The organism is Cupriavidus sp. 207A1 (assembly GCF_057798955.1).
On record NZ_JBYOJO010000002.1, the window covers coordinates 218,834 to 242,946 of the forward strand.

Consider the following 24,113-nt stretch of genomic DNA (forward strand, 5'->3'; position numbering starts at 1 on the left):
AGCCGCGCGCCGGTCCTGCTTCCCCAGTCGTACGGTAGCTGCAAGAACGCGTCATACAGAAACGCCAATTCCTCAGGAGACAGCATGACAACGACCGCAGTGAACCCCGGCGTCGGCGACGCCGCCTTTGAAGACGCCACCTATCGCAAGGTCAGCTGGCGCCTGGTGCCCTTCCTGCTGCTGTGCTACGTGGTGGCCTACCTGGACCGCGTCAACGTGGGCTTCGCCAAGCTGCAGATGCTGAACGACCTGCAGTTCAGCGAGACCGTCTACGGCCTCGGCGCCGGCATCTTCTTCATCGGCTACTTCCTGTTCGAAGTGCCGAGCAACGTGATCCTGCACAAGGTGGGCGCGCGCATCTGGATCGCGCGCATCATGATCACCTGGGGCGCGATCTCGGCGGCGATGATGTTCGTCACCACGCCGACCATGTTCTACGTGCTGCGCTTCCTGCTCGGCATTGCCGAGGCCGGCTTCTTCCCGGGCATCATCCTGTACCTGACCTACTGGTACCCGGCCAACCGGCGCGGGCGCACCACCACCTTCTTCATGACCGCGATCGCGCTGTCGGGCGTGATCGGCGGGCCGCTGTCGGGCTGGATCATGCAGTCCTTCGACGGCCACAACGGCTGGGCCGGCTGGCAGTGGATGTTCCTGCTGGAAGGCATTCCATCGATCCTGGTGGGCCTGTGGGTGCTGGCCTACCTGGATGACCGCATCGCCCACGCCAAATGGCTGTCGGCCGATGAGAAGGCGCTGCTGGAGCGCAATATCGCCAGCGAGAACGCGCACAAGGAAGACCCGCCGATCCGCACCGTGTTTGCCAGCCCGCGCGTCTGGCTGATGAGCGCGATCTACTTCTGCTTCGTGATGGGCCTGTACGGCGTCAGCTTCTGGCTGCCGACCATCATCAAGCAGACCGGCGTCAAGGGCGCGCTCGATATCGGCCTGCTGACCGCGATCCCCTATGGCTGCGCGGTGATCGGCATGGTGCTGGTGGCCTACAGCGCCGACCGCAGCGGCGAGCGCCGCTGGCATATCGCGGTGCCGGCGCTGGCCGGCGCTGTCGGGCTGCTGTTGTCGGTGCAATGGCACGGCGACACCACGCTGGCGATGGTGGCGCTGACGCTGGCGACGATCGGCATCCTGACCACGCTGCCGCTGTTCTGGAGCCTGCCCACGGCGTTCCTGGCCGGCACCGGCGCGGCCGCGGGTATTGCGCTGATCAATTCGCTCGGCAACCTCGCCGGCTTTCTCAGCCCGTACGCGGTGGGCTGGCTCAAGGACCTGACCCACAGCACCGATTCCGGCATGTACCTGCTGGCCGCATGCCTGGTGGTCGGCGCGGCGCTGACGCTGTCGGTACCGAAGCGGCTGGTAAGCCGGAAGTGAAGTCGCGCGCGCGCCGCTTGCCGGCGCGAATGCGCCGTCGGCTGACGCGGATGTAGGACCACGCCCGGCAGTGTCGCCTATTCCTGGGCCCTAGCATGGAAAAGAGACACCCGGAGTGATCCCGACGGGGTCCTCCGGGCATCTGATTCCCAAGCTTGCCAAGGAGGCCACGATGCCGCAATTGCTCCCGTTTGCCCCTACCCGTTCGCTGAAGATCATCGAAGCGCGCCTGGCGCGCCGCTCGCGCGTGAAGCGCCTGGTGCTCGCGCTCAGCGCCGGCGTGGTCGCGCTGCTGGCCCTGGTGCCCGCCGCCAGCCATGCGCAGGCACCCGTGGTCGATGCCAACCCCGCGCCGGCAACCCCGGCCGCGCCAGCGACTGCCGCACCGGCCCCTGCGCCGGGCACCATGGCACCGACGCCGGGCGTCGCCACGCCGCCCGCCACGACCATGCCCCCGGCCGCCACCGTGCCGCCCGCCACCACAGTGCCGCCAGCGGCCACCATGCCGCCTGCCACCCAGCCCGCGCCCGGCATGACGGCGCCGGCCACGGCGGCGCCGCCGCCAACCGCTTCACCGATGCCCGCACCTACCGGCACGCCGCCCGCGGTGCCCGCGCCGCCGCCGGTGGCAGCCCCGTCGCAGCCACGGCCGCCCCTGACCGCGCCGCCCCCGCCGCCGCCGCGTGACGCGATGGTGCAGCGCCAGGCCGGCCCGGTCGCCTATATCTGCGGCGGCGTGGCCGAGGACGAGCAGGTCGCGCTGCAATCGCAGGCGCGCAAGTACAACATGAGCCTGCTGTTCACACAGGGCGAGCGCGGCGAATTCCTGTCGGATGTCGACGTCAAGCTGATGCGTGGCGGCAAGGAAGTGGCGAGCTTTGTCGCCGACGGGCCGCGCTGCCTGCTGAAGGCGCCGTCCGGCACCTACAACGTGCGTGCGACCTATCAGGGCCGGACCAAGAACATGACGGTCAGCACCAACAGCAAGAATGCGCAAATGCGGTGGTAGTGGGGCTGAAGCACTGATGCGCTTTGCATGACCGCTTGGGTACGCCCTCTCCCGCTTGCGGGAGAGGGCTGGGGTGAGGGCGGGAGTATCCACGAAGTGAAGGTTGTCGCTATTGCCACCGCTCGCCCTCACCCCCGCCCCTCTTCCGCACGCGGGAGAGGGGAGCAAACCCTCAGCCTGGTGGCCCGTCCCCCAGCATCTGCGCCACCGACCCCGCTGTTCCCGCCGCCCGTTCACCCAGCAAACGGTGCAGCGTCCCCAGCAGTTCATCCTCGTTATACGGCTTGCCCAGGTACACGTTGACCCCGATTTCCTCCGCGTAGCGGCGGTGTTTTTCCGCGGTGCGCGAGGTGATCATCACCAGCGGCAGGTGCGCGGTGCGCGCGTCGGAGCGCACGTTGCGGGTCAGGTCGAAGCCGTCCATGTGCGGCATCTCGATATCGACCAGCATCGCGTCCGGCATCACGTCCTGCAGCTGCTTGAGCGCGTCGACGCCGTCGCGCGCCAGCACCACGTGGTAGCCGGCGCGGCCCAGCAGGCGCTGGGTGGCCTTGCGCACGGTCAGTGAATCGTCGACCACCATCACGGTAGGCTGGGCCGCCAGGCCGGCCACTGGCTCGGCGGTGCCGTCGCGCGCCAGTTCCGCGACCGCGCCTGGTTGCGGCGCGACCGCCGGCTGCTGGGTCGATTGCGGCAGTGCCGGCGGATCGAGCGGCAGCGAGCGGCCGCGCTCGCGCACGAAGCGCTGCGCCAGCACCACCGGGTTGTAGATCAGCACGATCTCGCCGTCGCCGAGCGTGGTCGCGCCGGCGATGCCCTCCAGCCGCGCCAGGTGCGGACCGATGTGCTTGACCACCACTTCGCGGTTGCCGACCACGTCGTCGACATGCACGGCGACGCGCTCGGCGCCGCTGCGCACCACCACCACCGGCGAATACTTGCGCCCCGCGGGCGCGGCCTCGCCCTGTTCCAGCAGCGCGCCGAAGTAGAAGAACGGCACCTCGGCGCCGGCCACCGCCAGGCGGCCGTGGTTGTACGCATCCAGCAGCGCCGGCGCGCGCAGTTGCTGCACCTGGTCGATCATGCCGCTGGGCACCGCATAGCGGCGCGCGCCCAGTGCGATCACCAGCACCTGCGTGATGGCGGTGGTCAGCGGCAGGTGCACGGTGAAGGTGGTGCCCTGCCCCGGCTGCGATGCCAGCGTGATGCGCCCGCCGAGCGCCACGGTTTCGGCGCGCACCACGTCCATGCCCACGCCGCGGCCGGCCAGTTCGGACACCGCTTCCGCGGTGGAAAAGCCGGGAGTGAAGATCAGCTCGGTCAGGCGCGCCTCGCCGGCATCGTCGTCCGGCGCCAGCAGCCGGCGCTCGACCGCGCGCGCGCGGATGCGCGCCAGGTCCAGCCCGCCGCCGTCGTCGATGAAATGCAGCACCACCTCGTTGCCTTCCTGCTGCACTTCCAGCGTGAGCGCGCCGGTGGCGGGCTTGCCCGCGGCGCGGCGCTGCGCGGCGGGCTCGATGCCGTGCGCCACCGCGTTGCGGATCAGGTGCTCGATCGGGCCCGCCATGCGGTCCAGCACCGAGCGGTCGATCTCCACCGTGCCGCCCTTGATCAGCAGCCGCACTTCCTTGCCGGTCTCGGCCGCGGCCTGCCGCGCCACGCGGTAGAGCCGCTCGGCCAGCGCGTCGAACTGCACCATGCGCGCCTGCATCAGGCCGCGCTGCAGCCCGCGCGTCAGCCGCGCCTGCGCGGCCAGGTCGCCGGCGGCGCGGTCGAAGCCGCGCTGCAGGTTCTGCTCGACGGTGGCCACGTCGTTGACCGACTCGGCCATCATCCGCGTCAGTTCCTGGAAACGCGTGAAGCGGTCGAACTCGAGCGGATCGAATTCCTGCTTGTGCTGCGCATCCGCAATGCGCGACGCCATCTGCGATTCGGCCTGGATCTCGATCTCGCGCAGCTGTCCGCGCAGGCGCGCGACGTTGTCGTTCAGTTCGCCCAGGTAGGCGCGCATCGACTCCAGCTCGCTGTCCAGGCGCGCGCGCGTGGCGCCGACCTCGCCGGCCTCGTTGATCAGCGTGTCGAGCGCGCGCGCCTGCACGCGCACCAGCGCGCGCTGCGGCTCCGCCGATGCCAGCGGTGCAAGCGCAGCCAGCGGCGCGGCCGGCGGCATCGGCACCATCACGTCGGACGGCCCCGGCACCGCGGGCAGTTCGGGCGCAAACGCCTCTGCGGCGCAGGCGCCGGGAGCTTCGGCGTCTTCGGGCTGAGGCACAGCGGCGGCGGACGGCTGCTGCGGTTCTGCCAGGCCGCTGACCACATCAGGGTCGTCGGCCGGCAGCAGCCGGCCGACCTGCAAGGCCTCGGCATGCGCCAGGATGCGGTCGTACCAGGCGTAGAGCCGCTCGAACACCTTCGGCGCAACCGGCTGCTGCCCCTGCCCGCGCAGCGTGCCGTCGAGCAGCGTCTCCATTTCGTGCGCAGCCTGCCCCAGCGCCATCGCGCCGGCCATGCGCGCGCTGCCCTTGAGCGTATGCAGTGCGCGCAGCACCAGCCCGCCATGGCGCGCGTCGTCGGGCGCGGCTTCCCAGCCGCGCAACAGCCTGCCCAGTTCGGGCAGCGAGCCCTGCGCCTCTTCCAGGAAGATCTGCACCAGCGCTGGATCCGGTGCGGCGCCGACGTCGACGGCGGGCGCCTCGGGCGCGCGCGGCACCGTCGGCAGCGCGATCACCACCGCGTCATGGGCGGTGACAGGCGGCGCCGCAGGCGGTGCCCCGGCCTCGTCCGCCGGCGGCACATCGGATGCGGACTGTGCCGCGGGCGGCAGCCGGCCGAATACCTGCGCCATCGCGTCATCGGCCTCGGCCGGCGGCGGCGCGGGCAGCGCCACGCGCGGACGCAGCAGGGCGCGCTCGCCGAACTCGACCAGGCTGCGGCGCAGCCCGGCGTCCGCCTGCGGCCAGATGCCGGCGGCAAACTGGTGCAGCATGCCGCGCATGCGCTCGGCGGCCTGCTCCAGCAGCCGGAAATCGCCTGCATGCATTGCCACCGGATGCGCGCCCAGCTGCAGCAGCAACGCTTCCAGCGCCTCGGCGATTTCGCGCACCGGCTCCAGGCCCACGGTCGACGCACTGCCCTGCAGCGTGTGGGCGACGCGCAGCGCCAGCTCGCTCGGGCACGGGTGGGCTTCGTGCCGCCATTCGGAGATATCGGTGGCGAACTGGCGCAGCAGGCCATCGGCCTCCTGCAGGTAGACGTTGTACAGCGCCAGGCCGATGCGCACCGGGCCGATGACCTTGTAGTGGTCGTCTTCGTCCGACAGGCCGCCGGCCAGGCGGAACGGGATTACGTTGTGGTCGGGCGTACCGGTGTCGGCTGGCGCATCAGTATCGACGTCCGTTGCCGCTGCGTCCGGATACTCGTTCGGCGCATCCTCTACAACCACGTCGGGCGCGGCCTGCGCCGTCTCCGCGGCGGTGCCGGCATCGCGCACCGCCTCGGCGGCTGCCACCAGCGGCGCGATGTCGTGCCACGCCGCGGCGTCGCCGTGCAGCCGCGCCACCCACGCCGACAGCTCGGCATGCGCGCGACGCAGCAGTGCCAGCAGCGCCGGCGCTGGCTCGCGCGCCTCGGCCAGCCACAGGTTCATCACCTGTTCCACCGCCCATGCGGCCTCGCCGTAGCGATGCAGGCCGACCATGCGGCTGGAGCCCTTGAGCGTATGGAAGGCGCGCCGCAGCCGGCTGAGCATGTCGGCATCGCGCAGCGCCTCGACGCCGGCGCCAAGGTCGCCGGCGATGCCGCCCAGCACCTCGTCGGCCTCGTTCAGGAAGATGTCGAGCAGCTCGGCATCGATGGCGGCATGGTCGCCGGCCGCGGGCATGGACGGCGGGGACGGCATGGCCGAGCCGGCCGGCACCGGCGCGGGCTCCGCGGGGATCGCGGCGAGCGCCATCACCATGCGCGCGCCGGCGTCGTCGCTGCCGGCCAGCCAGGCGTTGCACTGCGTGACGGCATCGGCGGCCTGGCGGCGCAGCGCGGCGTCGTCGTCGATCGCGGCCTGGTCGGCCAGCGCCTGCAGCGCGGCCCGCAGCCGCTGCACCGCCGGCGCGTCGGAAACGGCGCCGGCACGCAGAGCCTCGTCGGCGGCGGCGCGCGCCGCCTCGAGCGGATCCTGCGGCGCGTGCGCATCACCCTCGGCAGCAACATCGGGCAAGGCCTCGGCGGGGCGGGCACGGCCGAATTCGAGCGCATCGGCGAACGCGTGGACCACGCCCAGTTCCGCCGCCACCGTGCGCAACAGCGCCGCGCGCGCGCTGGCGTCGGCAAGCTCGGCCTGATCGGCAAGGCGGGTCTTGACGGCCTCCACGGCCGCGCCGGCCTGCGCGGCCTCGCCGGCCAGCGCGCCCGGCAGCGCCGACGAAGCCCGCAGCTGCGCCAGCGTTCCCGCCAGCGCGGCAAAGGCCTGGCGTGCGTCGCGCAGGTGCGCGGCGCCGTCGGGGCGCGCCGCATTGCGGTCATAGCTGTCGAGCCAGGATTCACCGCTGTCGAGTTGCGCGCGCAGTTGCGCCACGGCTTCGCTGCGCTGCGCCTGGGCGCGCGCTTCGTCGACCATGCGCGCCAGCCAGGCCGGCGCGGCAGCGGCAGGGTCCGCCAGGCAGGCGGCCAGCGCGTCGCACTGCGCGGCAAAGTGCGCCGCGGCCGGATGGGCGGACTGTCCGTGCACGCGCCACGGCAGCGCCAGCGCGCGCGACAGGAACAGCGCGATGCCGGCGGGGCCGAGCGCATCGCCCGCATCGCGCTCGCGCCCCGGCATCGCGGCCTGCGCCAGGCAACGCTGCAGCGCCGGCTGCGCCAGCGGCTGCGCGGCCTCGGCCAGCGCGGCCAGCGCGATCTCCCACGCGGCCTGGTCGGCGGCGGCGGCGCGTTCCAGCCCGGTCGCGGCTTGCTGCAGGTTGCGCGTGTCGATCGGGTCAAGCCAGCCGTAGTAGCGCAGCCGGAAATCGGCATTTGCCTGCGCATGGGCGGCATCGAGACGGAACGCCGCCAGCGTGCGCGCGATGTCGGCGCGCAGCGCCGCCGCGTCGTCGTTGCCGCCGTTGCCGCGCTCGCCCGGCCCGGTGCAGACCAGCAGGAACATCGCGTCGTTCAGCAGCGCCTGCGGCACGCGCACATGGCCCTGCTGGTACTGGCGCAGCAGCAGGTTGGCGCGCCCGGCAAAGCGCTTGGCCAGCAGGTCCGACGGCAGCAGGCCCAGCGCCAGCGCACGGCACACCAGCCCGAGCACGTGCCAGACGCCGCGGTCGGGATGGTCGGCGGCGCGGCGCGCTTCCTGCTCGTTGGCACGCAGTTCATCCAGCGCCGCGTGCAGCGGCAGCCAGGCTTCGCGCAGCAGCGCCGCGTCGGCGCATGGCGTGGGCAGGCGCAGCGCCTTGAGCAGCGCCGATTCGAACTGCTGGCGCGCGCGCGTGACCGCGGCCGGCCCCTTCGGCGGCAGCAGCATGCCCGGCAGCATCTGCAGCTCGTCGAGCCACAGGTCGGCGGGATGCACGCGTTCCTCGCCCAGCCTGGCAAGCACGGCGGCATAGGGCTGGAACAGGCGCAGCGGGGCCTCGTCGTCGCCCGCCATCAGGTCGTCGACATATTCGGCCAGCGCCTGCACGCCGGCGCGGAATACCTCCAGCGCCTCCGGGCCGGCGGCAACGGTGCCGGCGTCGATGGCATCGAGCAGGCGGCGCAGCGCCTGGCAATACGGATCGGTCCCACGCAGCCCGACGATATGCACCGCGCCGGCGGCCTGGTGCAGATGCTGGCCGGCCAGCCGCAGCGAGGTGGTATCGCGCGCGCCCAGCGCCTCGGGCGCCTGGCGCACTTCGTCGACATAGTGGCCAAGCTCCGCGGCGGCGTCTTCGAGCGCGCTGCGCAGGCTGGGCGCCAGCCACGCCAGGCCGGACAGGTCGCGCGCGGCGCCGCCGGCGGGCAACGGTTGCGCGCCGGCCGGCAACGGTGCGGGTTCGGGTTCAGGCAGGGCGTCGGGGCCGGCCGGCATACCGGATGCGGCAGCGTCGCGCGGGATGGGGGAATTCAGGGACATGACGGCTTCCAGTGCGGCGCCGGCATGGCAGCCGCGGGCCGCCCGCCGCAACGGGCGGCGGGTGCGGAGTTGGCATAAGGCGCGGGGCCGCGGTGCGCGGAAGCGGTCGCAGGCGTCATCCGGCCACTCAGTCGATCTTGAAGCGCGACACCGAGTTGCGCAGCTCCTCGCTCAGCAGCGTCAGCTGGCGCACCGACTGCGCGGTCTGGCGCGTGCCGGTGGTGGTCTGCTCGGTGACCTGCAGGATGCGTTCGATATGCCGCGCCACGGTGGTGGCCAGGTCGGCCTCGTGCGAGGTGGATTGCGAGATCTGCTCGATCAGCTCCGCCAGCTGGCGCGACACGCGGCCGATCTCGACCAGCGCCGCGCCGGCGTGGTCCGACAGCCGCGCGCCTTCGACCACGCCCTGGGTGCTGCGCTCCATCGCGTGCACCGCGTCCTGGGTATCGGTCTGGATGGTGCGGATCAGCGCGCCGATCTGCTTGGTGGCCTCGCCGGAGCGCTCGGCCAGCCGCTGCACTTCTTCCGCCACCACCGAGAAGCCGCGCCCGGCCTCGCCCGCCGATGCCGCCTGGATGGCGGCGTTGAGCGCCAGCACGTTGGTCTGCTCGGTAATATCCGAGATCAGCTCGACGATTTCGCCGATCTCCTGCGACGACTCGCCCAGCCGCTTGATCCGCTTGGAGGTTTCCTGGATCTGCTCGCGGATGTCGTTCATGCCGGCAATCGCGTTCTGCACCGCCTGCTGGCCCTGTTCCGCGGCGGACAGCGAGGCGCGCGCCACGTTGGCGGATTCGGCCGCGCCGCGCGACACCTGCGTGATGCGGTCGGCCATCTCCACCACCGACTCGCCGGTCTGGCGGATCTGGCGCGACTGCTCTTCGGTGGTCGACACCAGCTGGGTCGAGGTGGCCTGCACCTGCCCCGAGGCCTGCGTCACCTCGCCCGCGGTCTGCTGCACCCGGCCGACCAGCTCGCGCAGTTCTTCCACGGTGTAGTTGACCGAGTCGGCGATGGCGCCGGTGATGTCCTCGGTCACGGTGGCCTGGCGCGTCAGGTCGCCGTCGGCGATATCCTGCAGCTCGTTCATCAGCTGCAGAATCGCCTTCTGGGTGTTGTCGTTGTTGCGCTTTTCGTCGAGCCGGCGGGCCTCGGCCTCGCGCTCGCGCGCCTCGGCTTCGAGCGCGCGCATGCGCGAATCGCGCAGGTACAGCGCGGCCAGGCCGACCAGGCACAGCAGCGTCAGCGCCGCCGACACCACGGTCGCGCCCAGCGTCACCGGGCGGCTGCGCGCCGACTCCGCATACGCGCGCTGCAGCGCCGACAGTTCCGCGCGCAGCGCCTCGTTGTCGTTGAAGATCTGCTGCTGCGCGCGCTTGGCGGCGATCAGCCCGGGCAGGTTCTGCAGGATGGTCTGGGTGGTCTTCTGCACCGCCTCGAAGCGCTGCGACAGCTGCTGCAGGTAGCCGCGCGTCTCCTCGTCGGTGGCGGCGGACAGCCGCAGCGCCTCGCTGCCGTTGAGCAGGCCGTCCAGGGTCTCGCGGAAGGTGTTGGTGTCCTTGCCCAGCAGGAACGCGGTCTCGGGGTTGACGCCTTCGCCGGCCAGGAACTCGTTCAGGTTCTTGCCCAGGCGCTGGGTCAGCATCACCAGCTGCGCCGAGGCCGCCACCTCGCGCGCATTGGCGCCGGACTGCAGCTTGATCGCCGCCACCTGTTCGGCCGCTTCGAGCAGTTCGGGGTTGGAGGCGTTGAAGATCTGCAGGGTCTGGCCGATGGTGGTCAGCACCGGCTGCTGCGCCAGCACGTCGGCGGCGCTTTTCTCGGAGCGCTGCCAGGACTGCATGGCAGCCTGCAGCAGCGGCTCGGCCGCTCCGGTGGTGGCGCGCACGCGCTTTTCGTCGCTGCCCTGCTGCAGCGCCTTCAGGTCGCCCGACAGCGCATCCCTGGACTGGCGCAGCTGAGTGAAGGCCTGCGCATTGCCCAGCAGCGCCACCGGCACCGCCTTGCCCAGGCGCTGCGAGTGCATCAGCATGTCGCCGGCCACTTCGATCTGCGCGGCGGCATTGTTGGCGATGCGGTTATCCAGATACACCGAGCCCAGCAGCGCCACCAGCGACACCACCACGCCCACGGTCAGCAGCCGCTGCTGCGAGGCGAACGGCATGCGCCCGAGCCAGCGGCCGAGGTGCTCCAGCGGGGTCGCGCCCAACCCCGCGGCGGCGGGCGGCACGGGCGCGGGTTCGGCCCCCCCCGCATAGGCCACGTCGGACCCGTCCGGAGCACCGGCGAGGCTGGTGGCAGCGTCGGCTGCCGGCGTGCGCCGGCCCAGGCTGAATTTCTTGAAACCCATGGCACCCTCTTCCGTTTTATCGTTGTCATCCCCGGCGGCTCGTGCCGGGTGCGGCAGGCGGTAGCCTGCGCGCCGTCATTGTCTGTGCCTGGCCAGACCGGCCCGCGCGCGTCAGGCGGCGACCTTGCCCACCTGCAGGAAGGCGGGCGCGTCCAGCAGCGCGCGCACGTCCAGCACCTGCCAGTCGCGCCCGTCGCGGTCGGCATAGCGCTGCCCTTCCCACGCCGGCGCCGGCTCGGGTCCGGCGGCTGCGGCGTCGCCGTGCGGCAAACCCAGGTCGGCGGCATGGCGCAGCCCGGCCACGCGCGTGGCCAGGATCGCGCAGGCGCGCTCGGCGTCGCGCGACAGCACCACGATCTTGCTGCCCGGCTGCAGCGGCGTCGGCGCGCCGCCGCAGAACAGGCTGAAGTCGATCACCCCCAGCAGGCTGCCGCGCGCGTTGACCAGGCCGCTGTACCACGGCTGCGTCAGCGGCACCGGGCTGGGCTGGCGCATATCCAGCACCTCGCCGGCATCGGCCAGCGGCAGCAGCCAGTGGCGCGCGCCCACCTGCAGCGCCAGGTAGCTGTCGGCGGCCGGCAGGCTGCGCGCCTCGCGCAGGCGCCGGGCCAGCATGGCCTGGTAGTCCTGCAGGCGGGTGTGGCGGGCGCGGAGGTCTTGGCGTGGCGCGTTCATGGCGGTCCCCGGAACAGGTGGCATTGGCTTGCCGTGCGGGCGGCGCGGGCGGGATTAGTGCGCCAGCGCGGCAATCTTGCCCAGCAGCTCTTCGCCGTCGACGGGCTTGACGATATAGTCCGACGCGCCCTGGCGCATGCCCCAGATGCGGTCGGTATCCAGGCCCTTGCTGGTGCACATGATCACGGGGATGTCCTTGAAGCGGTCGTCGCGCTTGATCGCGCGGGTGGCCTGGTAGCCGTTCTGGCCCGGCATCACCACGTCCATCAGGATCAGGTCGAAGGCTTCGGCCTGCAGGCGGGCGAAGGCCTGCTCGCTGTTGCTGGCGACCGCGACCTTGAAGCCGCGCTTGCCGAGCAGGTCGGACATGAACAGGGCTTCGGTCGGGGAGTCGTCGACGATCAGGATCTTGTGAATGGCGTTCATGAGGTTTTCCTTCGATTCGTACACGGCGCGCCTGCCGTTCAGGCCGGCAACGCCTCGCCCGCGGGCTGGCATGGCAGGCAGGCCTGCACGGCCTGCAGCAGCGCGTCGCGGGTAAATGGCTTGGCAAGGTGGTCATGCGCGCCGACCAGGCGGCCGCGCGAGCGGTCGAACACGCCGTCGCGCGAGGACAGCATGATCACGGGGATGGCGTGGAAACGCGGACTCTTCTTGATCAGCGAACAGGTCTGGTAGCCGTCCAGCCGGGGCATCAGGATGTCGCAGAAGACCAGGTCGGGGTGCAGCTCGCCCACCTTGGCCAGCGCCTCGAAGCCGTCCTCGGCCAGCATCACCTGGTAGCCGGCCTGCGCCAGGAAGATTTCCGCGGTACGGCGGATGGTGCTGGAATCGTCGATGACCAGCACCTTGCGGCGCGGCTGCGAAGCGATCGCGGACTTGAAGTCCTGCTTGATGTCCGGCGCGGCACCCGGAACAGGAACGCCAGGCGCCACACCGTGGGCGCCGGCGGTATTGACCCGCTGGTTTTCTTCTAAATGAGCGACCCGCATGTTGTTCCCGCGACCAGCGGCTCCTGGCGGAGCGCCGGCAAGCACCAGAGAACACCCGTGCGGAGCAGCGCGACCCATGCGCGCCCCGACGGACCCCCGAAATCTTTTTATTTCCCTTCCAAGGCCGGGCTGAGCCCGGCAGTGGCGATGCGTGATCCCCGCATCTGCCCGCCGTCCTCCCCGCCGCGCGGGCGGAGGGACAGCCAGTCATTTTTGCAACAGAGTGTGACAAGACGCCGGGGGGCCGTCAATCCGGTGCGGCCAGCCCCCGGCAGCGTTCTGTCGCATCGGCGCGACGGGCGCGCCCGCTGTATTGTTGTTCTTCTAAATAGTGGCCGCTCAGATCGCGACCATCTCGAAATCTTCCTTGCGCGCGCCGCATTCCGGGCAGGTCCAGTTGATCGGCACGTCTTCCCAGCGGGTGCCGGGGGCGATGCCGTCTTCCGGCGCGCCTGCGGCTTCGTCGTAGATCCAGCCGCAGATCAGGCACATCCAAGTCTTGTATTCCATAACAGGCTCTGGCCACTCTCCATTAAAATCCAGCGCAGATGGTACCGAAACCGTGCCGCCGGCGCCAGCCGCGCGAGGGCCGGAATCGGGCCAGTTCCGCCGTGTTCGCACCCGTTAGCGCCTTGTTAGCGCACGATTGGCGGGCAATTGCAGCGAACTTCCGCTGTTTTTGCCGCATGTCAACGCCAGGCCCGGAGGCTCGGCGAGCACGATCCCTGCAGTCCTGTCTTCACCTCAACGCCATGTCCCGTAATCAGCAGCTTTTCGACCGCGCCCAGCAGACCATTCCCGGGGGTGTCAATTCGCCCGTGCGCGCCTTCCGTTCGGTAGGCGGCACGCCGCGCTTCATCACGCGCGCCGAGGGCGCGTATATGTGGGACGCGGACGGCCAGCGCTATATCGACTACATCGGCTCGTGGGGCCCGATGATCGTCGGCCATGCCCATCCGGAGGTGGTGCGCGCGGTCCAGGAAACCGCCGCGCACAGCTTCTCGTTCGGCGCCCCGACCGAGGCCGAGATCACCATGGCCGAGGAAATCTGCAAGCTGGTGCCGTCGATCGAGCAGGTGCGCCTGGTCTCCTCCGGCACCGAAGCCACCATGAGCGCGCTGCGCCTGGCCCGCGGCTTTACCGGCCGCGACCTGATCATCAAGTTCGAAGGCTGCTACCACGGCCACGCCGACAGCCTGCTGGTCAAGGCCGGTTCCGGCCTGCTGACCTTTGCCGACACCACCCGCAACGCGCCGTCGTCGGCCGGCGTGCCGGCCGACGTGACGCGCCACACCATGGTGCTGGAGTACAACAACGTCGAGCAGCTGGAACAGGCCTTCGCCAAGCATGCCGGCGAGATCGCCGCGGTGATCGTCGAGCCGGTGGCCGGCAACATGAACCTGGTGCGCGCCAGCGATGCCTTCCTGCAGGCGATGCGCGAACTGTGCAGCCGCGATGGCGCGGTGCTGATCTTCGACGAAGTCATGACCGGCTTCCGCGTGGCGCTGGGCGGCGCGCAGGCGCACTACGGCATTCGCCCCGACATGACCTGCCTGGGCAAGGTCATCGGCGGCGGCATGCCGGCGGCGGCGTTCGGCGGACGGCGCGACATCATGGCCAGCCTGGCGCCGCTGGGCGGCGTATACCAGGCCGGCACGCTGTCGGGCAACCCGCTGGCGGTCGCGGCAGGCCTGGCCACGCTCAGGCTGATCCAGGCGCCCGGCTTCTATGACCGCCTGGCCACGCAAACGCGCAAGCTGGCCGATGGCCTGGCCGAAGCCGCCCGGGCGGCCGGCGTGCCGTTCGCCGCCGATGCCGTCGGCGGCATGTTCGGGCTCTATTTCCGGGACGGCGTGCCCGGCAGCTTCGCCGAAGTCACCCAGAGCGACACCGCCCGCTTCAACCGCTTCTTCCACGCCATGCTGGACCACGGCGTCTACCTGGCGCCCTCGGCATTCGAAGCCGGCTTTGTCTCGGCACAGCACGACGACGCCATCCTTGGCGCCACCTTCGAGGCCGCGCGCAAGGCCTTCGCGGCAGCCTGAGCGCACGCGTGCCGCCCGGCGCCGGGTTGCGCCGGCGGCCCACGCGTGACGACAAAGGCGGTGCGCTACACTTGGAGTTCGTCCAATCGCCGGAGCCTCCGATGCGCGCATCCTCGTCCCCTTCGCTGTCCACCCGCTCGCCGCTGTCCGTGCTGCGCTGGCTGGTGCTGGCGGTCATGGCCAGCCTGCTGTCGGCCTGCGGCTACAACGACTTCCAGGCCAAGGACGAGGCGGTCAAGGCGGCCTGGGGCGAAGTCATCAACCAGTACCAGCGCCGCGCCGACCTGATCCCCAACCTGGTCAACACCGTCAAGGGCTACGCCTCGCACGAGCGCGAGACGCTGGAAGCGGTGACCAAGGCGCGCGCCGCCGCCACCAGCATCCAGGTCTCGCCCGAGACCCTGAACGACCCGGAAGCCTTCAAGCGCTTCCAGCAGGCGCAGGGCGAACTGTCCGGCGCGCTCTCGCGCCTGCTGGCGGTTTCCGAGAACTACCCGCAGCTCAAGGCCGATGCCTCGTTCCGCGACCTGCAATCGCAGCTCGAGGGCACCGAGAACCGCATCACCGTGGCACGCCAGCGCTATATCGCCGCGGTGCAGCAGTACAACGTGCTGGCGCGCAGCTTCCCGACCAACCTGACGGCGATGATCTTCAAGTACCCGGTCAAGCCTTCGTTCACCGTGGAAAACGAGAAGGCCATCTCGACGCCGCCCGCGGTCAAGTTCTGACGGGATGGCAGCGATGCGCCACCCCCGGCGTTGGTTCCACCTGCACGGCTGGCTCGCCGCGGCCCTGCTGTGGCTGGCGGCCCTGCTGGGCGGTCCGGCACTGGCGGCCGACGGCTTCGTCGCGGTGCCGCCGCTGACCCAGCGCGTCACCGACCTGACCGGCACGCTGACGCCGCAGCAGCGTGGCGCGCTGGAAAACGTGCTGGCCGAATACGAGCAGCAGCGCGGCAGCCAGATCTTCGTGCTGATGGTGCCCACCACCGATCCGGAGCCGATCGACGCCTACAGCATCCGCGTGGCCGATGCCTGGCGCGCCGGGCGCCAGGGCATCGACGACGGCGTGATCGTGCTGATCGCCAAGGACAACCCGCCCGGCCTGCGCAAGATGCGGCTGGAGGTGGGCCGGGGCGTGCAGGGCTCGCTGACCGATGCCATGTCCAAGCGCATCCTGCAGGACGTGATGGCGCCCCACTTCCGCCAGAACGACTTCTACGGCGGGCTGGCCGCCGGCATCTCGGCAATCCAGGCCACCATCGACAAGGAAGGCCTGGCCGCGCCGCAGCGCAAGGCGCAGCAGGCCGCGGCACTGGACCAGTGGCTGCCGGCGCTGCTGCCGCTGGCGATCATCGTGTTCTTTTTCCTGAGCGCCATCCTGCGCCGGCGCGGGCCGCAGATCGTCACCACCCGGCGCGGCCGCGACGTGATCGCCGGCGGCCTCGGCGGCCTGGGCGGCTACACCATCGGACACGACTGGGGCCGGCGCAGCGGCGGCTGGGGCGGCGGTTTCGGCGGGGGCGGTGACAGCGGCGGGGGCTTTGGTGGCTTTGGCGGCGGCGGCGGTGGCGGCTTCGACGGCGGCGGCGCGTCCGGCAACTGGTGACAGCACGAGGAACGACAACCATGCCGCATCTCAAACGCGCCCTCCACCATATCGCCACCACCGCCGGCACCGCGCGCAGGCACTTTCCGCCGGAGGCGCAGCAGCAGCTGCACCACGCCGTGCACGCCGGCGAATCCAGCCACCGCGGCGAGATCCGCGTGGTGATCGAGGCCAGCCTGCCGGTCGGCGACGCCTGGGCCGGGGTCACGCCGCGCGAGCGCGCGCGCTTCCTGTTCGGCGCGCTCGAGGTCTGGAACACCGCGGACAAGACCGGCGTACTGCTCTACATCAACCTGGCCGACCACGCCGTCGAACTGCTGGCCGACCGCGGCATCGACGCCAGCGTGGGGCCCGCCACCTGGCGCGAACTGTGCGATGAACTGGCGCAGGGCCTCAGGCAGGACCTGTCGGTGCGGCCGGTGCTGGTCACAGTGGCGCGCATCCATGGCCTGCTGGCCACGCACTTCCCGTCGGACGGCGGGCATAACCCGAACGAGCTGGACGATCGGCCGGTGTTTCTGTAGCCGCCCTGCCGTCCCTGCCCCGGCTCAGCGGGCGGCAGCCGCCTCGCGGCGCGCGCGCCGCCCGCCCAGCGCATACCAAATCGCTGCCAGCGCCTGCAGCCCCACCAGCCCCGCCCACGCCGCCAGGTGCGCCGCCTTCGGGTGATGGCCACCGGTGGCCGGCCACAGGTCGAGCACGAAGCCGACGCCCACCTGGCAGGCAAAGGTCGACAGGAACACGGTCAGTGTCAGCGCCGTGGTGGCGCGGCCGATCAGTGCATCGGGAAAGCTGCGCGCCAGCACCGCATAGGTCAGGATGCCGCTGGAGCCGAACACGCCATAGGCGGCCCACAGCAGCATCGCAGGCAATGGCACCTGCGCCATCAGCAGCAGCTGGATCACGATAAAGCCCGTCATGCCGGCGCCGGCAAAGGCATAGAGACTCACGCCCAGGCGTTCCAGGTGGCGCGCGGCCCAGCCCGAGCCGACGCAGCCGGCCATCATGGCAAAGCCGATCACCGACACCAGCTGCGCGCTGGTGCCAGCGTCGTAGCCGGACACATCGCGCAGGAAAGCGCCTACCCACAGCGTCTGCACCGCCAGAAACACGCCCTGGTTGAGCAGCGTCAGCGGCACCACGCGCCAGAAGCGCTCGCTGCCCAGGATCTGGCGCGTGCCGCGCAGCTGCTCGCGCAGGCTTTCCTTGCCGACGCGGGGCTTGTCGGGCGCACTGAACCACAGCAGCGCCGCCATCGCCAGCGACACGCCGGCCAGGCCGAGGCTGATGTTGCGCCAGTCGGTCAGCGACAGCAGCCACGACAGCGGCGTGCCGACCAGCACCGCGCCCAGCCCGCCGATGGCCATCACCACGCCGTTGAGCAAGGGCATGCGCGACAGCGGGAACCACATCGACAGCGCCTGGATGGCGGCGCCCAGGCACACCGACACGCCCACGCCGATCAGCAGCCGGCCGGCGGCCAGACCGGCCATGCCGGGCGCGAGCGCGAACACCAGCGAGCCGGCCACCGCCACCAGCAGCATCGCCGCCTCGGTGCGGCGCGGGCCGTAGCGGTCCAGCAGGATGCCCGCCGGCAGCTGGGCGCAGGCAAAGCCAAGGAAATAGAAGCTGGTGAGCAGGCCCAGGTCGCCGGCATTGAGGCCGAGCTCGCGCGTCAGGTGCGGCGCGAAGCCCAGGTTGACGCCGCGGAATACATAGGACACCAGGAAGCCCAGCGAAAACACCACCAGCACGCGCCAGCGCTCGCTGGCCGCACCGGCGGCCGGTTGCGTGGGCGAGGACTGCGAAGGCACGGAAGACAAGTTGGAAGTCGAAGTCGTCATGATGGGATGCATTGTCTTCCCCATCCCGGTGCAAAGCCAACGAAAGATACCTGCGGCAATTGTGAGTAAAATTTGACGGCCATGGCCAAAGCCCCCGCCAGACCCGCCCAACGTCCCGCCCGACACCCCGTCCACCTGCCGCCGCTGCAAGCGCTGCGTGCACTGGAGGCCGCCGCGCGCCACCGCAGCTTCTCGCGCGCGGCCGAGGAGCTGGCCCTGACCCACAGCGCCATCAGCCATCACGTCCGCGCGCTCGAAACCAGCCTGGGCACCAAGCTGTTCCAGCGCAGCGGCAGCCAGATGGCGCCCACCAGCGTGGGCGCGCGGCTGGCCGAACAGGTGCGCGGCGCGCTCGACGACATCGAAAGCGCGCTGCGCGAGGCCGGCAACCGCGCCGGGCCGCCGGTGATCCGGCTGCAGGTCAGCGTGATGGCCGACCTGGCCAATGCCTGGCTGATCCGCCGGCTGCCCAGCCTGCATGCCCAGGTGCCTGCGCTGGACCTGCACCTGCGGCTGCATGCGGAGATCACGCCCCCGGACCCGTACAGCGTTGATGTCGGCATCTGGCACCAGCGCATCGACCTGCCTGGCTTCGAGTGCCACAACCTGATCGAAGACCACGTGATCGCGGTGGCCAGCCCCGCGCTGCTGGCGCGTTACCCCGGCTTTACGCTGGCCGACGTGCCGCGCCTGCCGATGCTGCGCTTTGCCCTGCGGCCCTGGCGCGACTGGCTCGAGGCCGCCGGCCTGCCTGGCGACGAACCCGAGCGCGGTCCGATCTTCCAGGACGCCGGCCTGATGCTGCAGTCGGCCGTGGCCGGGCTGGGCGTGGCGACGGCGCGCGCGCAACTGGCGCACGACTACCTGGCCAGCGGCGAGCTGGTGCAGATCGGCCCCACGCGGATTCCGTCGAGCCTGCACTACTGGGTGACCTGGCGCGAAGGCAACCCGCGCGAGAAGGCCATCCAGCAGTTTCATGCCTGGCTGCAGGAACAGGTGCGTCTGGAAGGCGAAGGCGCGCAGGCGACCGCGGTTGCCACCGGCAATGCCGGGCAGTTTCATCCGTGAAATTGTTTGGCGCCGCGATGTTGGCAATACGAATCATTTTCGTCTGGGCCCGCTAAATCAAAGACTTGGCGCCTGCCAGGCCCCACCCGCCACATACGCGCCAGGACCGAGCCGCATCGTCGGCACGGGCTCCGAGTTTCACGGATGCAACCATTTGGGTCCACGTGCCAGCCTGCGTGGAAATCTTGCCCTGCCCATCCAAACAGATGAGAAGCGGCTGAGTCGGCCGGCCGCGATTCGTCCGAAGGCCTGTCAACGCGTCGGTTTTCTCCATCCCGTGCGCGCTGCCGGCGAGTGCGCGACACCAAAAGGCTGAGGTCGGCGCGGCCGCCCCATGTCGGCGGAAGATGTATGCCCTTCAAATCCTTGTAACGGAAATGAAACTGTTTTGCGGGGAGGTAAGGTGCAGTATCGGAGCCCTCCGCCGCGCGTGTTTCAAATTTTGCACTCCCTCGTTTAGGTGGGCTATGCGAGCAAAAAATGCCTCCTTCTGCACCCTACCCCATGATTTCGTGCCCGATACGTTGCTTTGCCGCGAATGGATTTTTTGCGTTGCAGCATGAAATGGCCGCGCGGCGTAACAAGAGCGGAACGTTTTTGATCGCACCGTGCCGGCGATGCCTTCGGCAAATTAGCGCATTACCTTTCTTTTCAATGACTTAGCTAGCTCTGGCACATTCGTCGCAGATATGTCGCCGCGAACAGAAGCCCGGAACAAAGGGGAAGTCTGAAACGAAAGCGGCAAACACACTGGCACGCGTTCGCCGAGGATCAGTTTCAGGACGACCCCGCAACCCAGGGCGGGAATTGGACTGGCGCTGTAAGCGGGGGCCACGCGGCAGGAACTGGTCCGCATCGACACCCGCCATGACATGGGGTCGACAAGATAAAGCGGAGGTCATTCAGGCGCACGGGCCGCAAGCGCAAGCAAGGGGTCCGTGCCACCTGAATCCCGCGGCAAGCCGGCATGCCGGTGCGCCCGGACAAGAACGGGGTGGAACAACAGAAATTGGGGAGCGCGCCGCGCCGCATCGCCACGATGCGCCGGCGCAAGCCTTAGAGCCAACGGAGCGAGCGGCCGGCCTTGCCGGCCGCCAGTTCCGCAAATAACAAGAATCCGGGGAAATCTCATGAGCGCGTACGCCAACCGCCCGCTGCTGTACCTGTCGCAACACCATGACGCCACGCTGTGCCGGCTGTTTGCCCAGCGCGGCTGGAAAATCAGCTTTGCGTCGAACCTGCAGGACCTGCAGGCCCTGTCTCCGACCAGCCAGCCCCTTGCCGCGCTGCTGGACCTGCAAGGCGGTTTCGGCGATGCCGAACTGGAAACCTTCGAGCCCTGGCTGGCGCAGCGGCATATCGGCTGGATCGGCATCGTCGCCGGCCAGCACGCGTTGAGCGAAACCGCGCGCCGGTTGCTCGGCCTGTATTTCGTCGACTACCACACCGCGCCGCTCGAGCACCCGCGCCTGGCCGAGGCCCTGGGCCATGCGCTCGGCATGGCCCGGCTGCGGCCCGGCGCGCAGCATGAGACCCCGCGCACGGCCCGCCCCGACGGCATGATCGGCAGCTGCCCGGCCATGCAGTCACTGTTCCGCGGCATCGAGAAGGTCTCGCGCTGGGACACGCCGGTGCTGATCTCGGGCGAGTCCGGCACCGGCAAGGAACTTGCCGCGCAGGCCATCCACCGCGCCTCGGCGCGGGCCTCGCGCCCCTTCATCGCGGTCAACTGCGCGGCGATCCCGCCCACGCTGCTGATGTCCGAACTGTTCGGCTACGAGCGCGGCGCCTTCACCGGCGCCACCAAGCGCAAGCCGGGCCGCATCGAGATGGCCCAGGGCGGCACGCTGTTCCTCGATGAAATCGGCGACATGCCGATCGAAAGCCAGACCAGCCTGTTGCGCTTCCTCGAGACCGGGCGCATCGAGCGGCTGGGTGGCACCGAGTCGGTCGAGGTGGACGTGCGCATCATCTCCGCCACCCACGTCGACCTCGAGGCCGCGATCGCCGCCGAGCGCTTCCGCGGCGACCTGTACCACCGGCTGTGCGTGCTGCGCGTGCGCCAGCCCCCGCTGCGCGAGCGCGGCAGCGACATCCTGCTGATCGCCGAACACGTGCTCGACACCGTGCGCAAGCAGTCGCCGGCGCGCATCCGCGGCTTCTCGCCGCTGGCGCTGCGCGCAATCCAGCTGCACACCTGGCCCGGCAACGTGCGCGAGCTGATCAACCGGATCCGCCACGCCGCGGCCATGTGCGAAGACGGCGTGATCCAGCCCGCAGACCTGGAACTGGCCGCGCCCGCCGACGATCGCCCGCAAACGCTGGCCGCGATCCGGGAGGCCGCCGAGCAGAACGCCATTGTCGAAGCGCTGCAGCGGCACCATGAGCGGCTGATCGACGTGGCCGCCGAGCTCGGGATCTCGCGGGTGACGCTGTTCCGGCTGATGCGCGACTACAAGCTGCAGGTGAAGAAGGGAGACCTGGGGTTGATCTGCGTGCAGGGCTAGCACCTCAACGCTCCCATTGAAGGATCGGATCCATGTCCCCTGACGCGTACCTTGAAATGGCCGACACCGAAGCCAGCCATTGGTGGTTCCGTGGCCGGCGCGAGATCGTCGCCACCATCCTCTGCGGCCTGGCCTTGCCGCGCCGGGCGTCGATCCTGGAGATCGGCGCGGGCACCGGCGGCAACCTGGCGATGCTGTCGCAGTTCGGCCAGGTCAGCGCGGTGGAAATGGACGGCACCGCGCTGCGCCTTGCGCGCGAGAAGGCTGGCGACGCCTGTGACCTGCGCCACGGCAGGTGCCCCGACCAGATGCCGTTCGCCGGGCACAGCTTCGACCTGGTCTGCCTGCTCGACTGCCTCGAGCACATCGCCGACGATGCCGGCTCGCTGGATTGCGCCGCCAGGCTGCTGAAGGCGGGCGGTGCGGTCTTGGTCACCGTGCCCGCCTACCAGTGGCTATGGAGCGCGCACGACGTCTTTCTGCATCACCAGCGCCGCTACAGCAAGCGTTCGCTGCACGCGCTGGCCAGCCGCTGTGGCCTGCACGTGGAGCGGATGTCGTATTTCAACACGATGCTGTTCCCGCTGGCCGTCGCCGCGCGCATGGGCGACCGCCTGCGTGGCAGCCGCCACGCGACCGGCGCCGGCGTCCCGGCCGCGCCGGTCAACCACGTGCTGCACCGCGTGTTCCGCGCGGAGCGCCACTGGCTTGCGCGCGGCTCGCTGCCGTTCGGCATTTCGCTGATGGCCGTGCTGCGCGCATCGTGAACGCCAGCGGCACCGCGCCCGGGCTGCGCCAATTCACGCGTTTTCTATTCTCCGGCGCCACCTCGACCGGCGTGCATGTCGCCATCACGGCCACGCTGATCAACGCGCTCGATGCCTCGCCGGTGGCGGCCAACTGCGTAGCCTTCGTATGCGCGACAGCGTGCTCGTACCTGCTCAATACCCTGTGGAGCTTTTCCTCGCGCTTGCGCCACCGTACCCTGCGACGCTTTGCCAGCGTCTCGCTGCTGGGCCTGGCGCTGACCGTGGGTATCTCGTGGACCGCGCAACGGCTCGGCGCCAGCTATTGGGCCGGGCTGGCGGGTGTGGTGCTGACCGTGCCGGTGTTCACCTACCTGCTGCACCGGGCCTGGACTTACCGCGATTGATTCGCGGCAGGGCCCGGCGGCATTGAGCTTCAGCGGCCGTTGCTGACTTGCCCGCGATCGATGCGGATCACGCGCCGTCCCGACGCCATGTTCCGGCTTTGCCCCGTCTCCTGGTAGCGGCGCCGCACCAGGTAGATCGGCCGGCCCTTGGCCTCGTCGTAGATGCGGCCGACATACTCGCCCACCACGCCGAGGCCGATCAGCTGGATGCCGCCGAGAAACAGCAGCACCGACAGCAGCGACGCATAGCCCGGCACATCGATGCCCAGCACCAGCGTGCGCGCCACGATAAAGGCGCCGTAGCCAAACGCCCCCAGCGCGATCGCCACGCCGATGTAGGTCCAGCTGCGCAGCGGCATGGTGCTGAAGCTGGTGATGCCCTCGAGCGCGAAGTTCCACAGGCGCCAGCCCGAGAACTTGGAATGCCCGGCGCTGCGCGCCTCGCGCTCGTACGGCACGATCACGGTGCGGTAGCCAACCCAGGCGAACAGGCCTTTCATGAAGCGGCGCCGCTCCGGCATCTGCTTGAGGGCATTGACCACCACGCGGTCCATCAGGCGAAAGTCGCCCACATTGACCGGCAACTTCTGGTCGGACAGCTTGTTATGGACGCGGTAGTAGGCACCTGCCGTGACGCGCTTCAGCCAGGAATCACACGCTCGGCTGCTGCGCTGCGCCAGCACCACCTCTGCCCCCTCGCGCCAGCGCCTGACCAGTTCGGGGATCAGTGAGGGCGGATCCTGCAGATCGGCGTCGATGGGAATCACCGCATCGCCCAGGGCCTCGTCGAGGCCGGCGGTCAGAGCCGCTTCCTTGCCGAAGTTGCGTGTCAGGTCCAGCACGCGCACGCGCGGGTCGCGGTGCGAATAAGCGATCAGTTGGTCCAGCGTGTCGTCGGTGCTGCCGTCGTTCACCAGCACGATCTCGAAGCGGAGGGCGTCGATCGACTCGAGCACCGGAAGCACGCTGTCGAAGAACTTGCTGATGCTTTCTGCTTCGTTGTAGCAGGGCACCACCAGCGACAGCAGCCTGACTTCGTATGGACCTGACATGATGCGCTCCCCGGACGGCGTGGCGCAGGTGGCCGCCGTCGTGCTTGCGCGGTCCTGCGCATGGTCTTGTTATCGGCCCGGCTGGCAGACGGCATTGCGATTCGTGCGCTGCTGTCCTGCCCCGGCCTGCTGTCGGTTGCGTTGCTGCTGGAAATGCAGCGGCAACGCATCGACGCACTGGCTTCATTCTGGTCAGGCCACCTGCGATATACAAGCACCGCGGAGGTCCGTGGCCAAGCGCGCAAATCTGCCTCGCGCAAGCGTTTCCCGGTTGAATCACCACCCGCTTCGGCTGCGCGCCCGCCTGGCGTTTAGCTTCCCGTGGGT

Annotated in this window: 18 protein-coding genes; 10 read left to right on the forward strand and 8 right to left on the reverse strand. The window is 70.1% G+C overall.

Annotated elements, in window-relative coordinates:
• The first annotated feature begins 84 nt into the window (after positions 1–84).
• Both AC3FMM_RS03790 and AC3FMM_RS03795 read left to right on the forward strand, forming a co-directional pair.
• A complete protein-coding gene (locus tag AC3FMM_RS03790; protein WP_116312257.1) occupies positions 85–1,392 on the forward strand; it encodes an MFS transporter in 1,308 nt (435 codons plus the stop codon).
• 172 nt (positions 1,393–1,564) lie between these two features.
• Complete coding sequence (locus AC3FMM_RS03795; RefSeq protein WP_326347342.1) at positions 1,565–2,401, forward strand: hypothetical protein; 837 nt, start codon at positions 1,565–1,567, stop codon at positions 2,399–2,401.
• 172 nt (positions 2,402–2,573) lie between these two features.
• On the opposite strand, the gene AC3FMM_RS03800 is transcribed toward AC3FMM_RS03795, so the two are convergent.
• From AC3FMM_RS03800 to AC3FMM_RS03825, 6 genes are all read right to left on the reverse strand, one after another.
• Positions 2,574–8,492 (reverse strand): hybrid sensor histidine kinase/response regulator, encoded by a 5,919-nt coding sequence (locus AC3FMM_RS03800; RefSeq protein WP_488686127.1) that lies wholly within the window; start codon positions 8,490–8,492, stop codon positions 2,574–2,576.
• A 127-nt stretch (positions 8,493–8,619) separates the two neighbouring features.
• The gene (locus tag AC3FMM_RS03805) at positions 8,620–10,842 is read right to left on the reverse strand and encodes a methyl-accepting chemotaxis protein (protein ID WP_488686128.1); all 2,223 of its coding nucleotides are present in this window, start codon (positions 10,840–10,842) and stop codon (positions 8,620–8,622) included.
• 111 nt (positions 10,843–10,953) lie between these two features.
• On the reverse strand, positions 10,954–11,517 hold the full coding sequence (locus AC3FMM_RS03810; protein ID WP_115706250.1) for a chemotaxis protein CheW: 564 nt from the start codon (positions 11,515–11,517) through the stop codon (positions 10,954–10,956).
• Between the two features lie 54 nt (positions 11,518–11,571).
• Positions 11,572–11,943: a response regulator gene (locus tag AC3FMM_RS03815; RefSeq protein WP_488686129.1), complete on the reverse strand. Its 372-nt coding sequence runs from the start codon at positions 11,941–11,943 to the stop codon at positions 11,572–11,574.
• Between the two features lie 38 nt (positions 11,944–11,981).
• Positions 11,982–12,509, reverse strand: coding sequence for a response regulator (locus AC3FMM_RS03820; RefSeq protein ID WP_115708519.1), 528 nt, complete (start codon positions 12,507–12,509; stop codon positions 11,982–11,984).
• A gap of 339 nt (positions 12,510–12,848) precedes the next feature.
• Positions 12,849–13,019: a rubredoxin gene (locus AC3FMM_RS03825; RefSeq protein ID WP_010813017.1), complete on the reverse strand. Its 171-nt coding sequence runs from the start codon at positions 13,017–13,019 to the stop codon at positions 12,849–12,851.
• A gap of 242 nt (positions 13,020–13,261) precedes the next feature.
• On the opposite strand from AC3FMM_RS03825, the gene hemL reads away from it, so the two are divergent.
• The 4 genes from hemL (at position 13,262) to AC3FMM_RS03845 (ending at position 16,686) form a co-directional block, all read left to right on the forward strand.
• Positions 13,262–14,554, forward strand: a complete 1,293-nt coding sequence (gene hemL / locus AC3FMM_RS03830; protein ID WP_115679661.1) for a glutamate-1-semialdehyde 2,1-aminomutase — start codon at positions 13,262–13,264, stop codon at positions 14,552–14,554.
• Between the two features lie 101 nt (positions 14,555–14,655).
• The gene (locus AC3FMM_RS03835; protein ID WP_025582727.1) at positions 14,656–15,282 is read left to right on the forward strand and encodes a LemA family protein; all 627 of its coding nucleotides are present in this window, start codon (positions 14,656–14,658) and stop codon (positions 15,280–15,282) included.
• A gap of 13 nt (positions 15,283–15,295) precedes the next feature.
• Positions 15,296–16,162: a TPM domain-containing protein gene (locus AC3FMM_RS03840; protein ID WP_116312251.1), complete on the forward strand. Its 867-nt coding sequence runs from the start codon at positions 15,296–15,298 to the stop codon at positions 16,160–16,162.
• Between the two features lie 20 nt (positions 16,163–16,182).
• Positions 16,183–16,686 (forward strand): TPM domain-containing protein, encoded by a 504-nt coding sequence (locus tag AC3FMM_RS03845; protein WP_062797253.1) that lies wholly within the window; start codon positions 16,183–16,185, stop codon positions 16,684–16,686.
• A 24-nt stretch (positions 16,687–16,710) separates the two neighbouring features.
• Here AC3FMM_RS03845 and AC3FMM_RS03850 read toward each other — a convergent pair whose 3' ends face one another.
• A complete protein-coding gene (locus AC3FMM_RS03850) occupies positions 16,711–18,006 on the reverse strand; it encodes an MFS transporter (protein WP_488686130.1) in 1,296 nt (431 codons plus the stop codon).
• A gap of 81 nt (positions 18,007–18,087) precedes the next feature.
• Between AC3FMM_RS03850 and AC3FMM_RS03855 the strand changes: the two genes are divergently transcribed.
• From AC3FMM_RS03855 to AC3FMM_RS03870, 4 genes are all read left to right on the forward strand, one after another.
• Complete coding sequence (locus AC3FMM_RS03855; protein ID WP_488686132.1) at positions 18,088–19,074, forward strand: LysR substrate-binding domain-containing protein; 987 nt, start codon at positions 18,088–18,090, stop codon at positions 19,072–19,074.
• Between the two features lie 1,130 nt (positions 19,075–20,204).
• A complete protein-coding gene (locus AC3FMM_RS03860; protein WP_115708505.1) occupies positions 20,205–21,581 on the forward strand; it encodes a sigma-54 dependent transcriptional regulator in 1,377 nt (458 codons plus the stop codon).
• 32 nt (positions 21,582–21,613) lie between these two features.
• Positions 21,614–22,348: a class I SAM-dependent methyltransferase gene (locus AC3FMM_RS03865; protein ID WP_115708503.1), complete on the forward strand. Its 735-nt coding sequence runs from the start codon at positions 21,614–21,616 to the stop codon at positions 22,346–22,348.
• The gene (locus tag AC3FMM_RS03870; RefSeq protein WP_116312247.1) at positions 22,345–22,734 is read left to right on the forward strand and encodes a GtrA family protein; all 390 of its coding nucleotides are present in this window, start codon (positions 22,345–22,347) and stop codon (positions 22,732–22,734) included. The genes AC3FMM_RS03865 and AC3FMM_RS03870 overlap by 4 nt, the downstream gene beginning before the upstream one ends.
• A gap of 29 nt (positions 22,735–22,763) precedes the next feature.
• Here the strand turns inward: AC3FMM_RS03870 and AC3FMM_RS03875 are convergent, their stop codons facing one another.
• Entirely contained in the window at positions 22,764–23,786 is a 1,023-nt protein-coding gene (locus AC3FMM_RS03875; protein ID WP_488686134.1) for a glycosyltransferase family 2 protein, read from the reverse strand.
• Between the last annotated feature and the right edge of the window lie 327 nt (positions 23,787–24,113).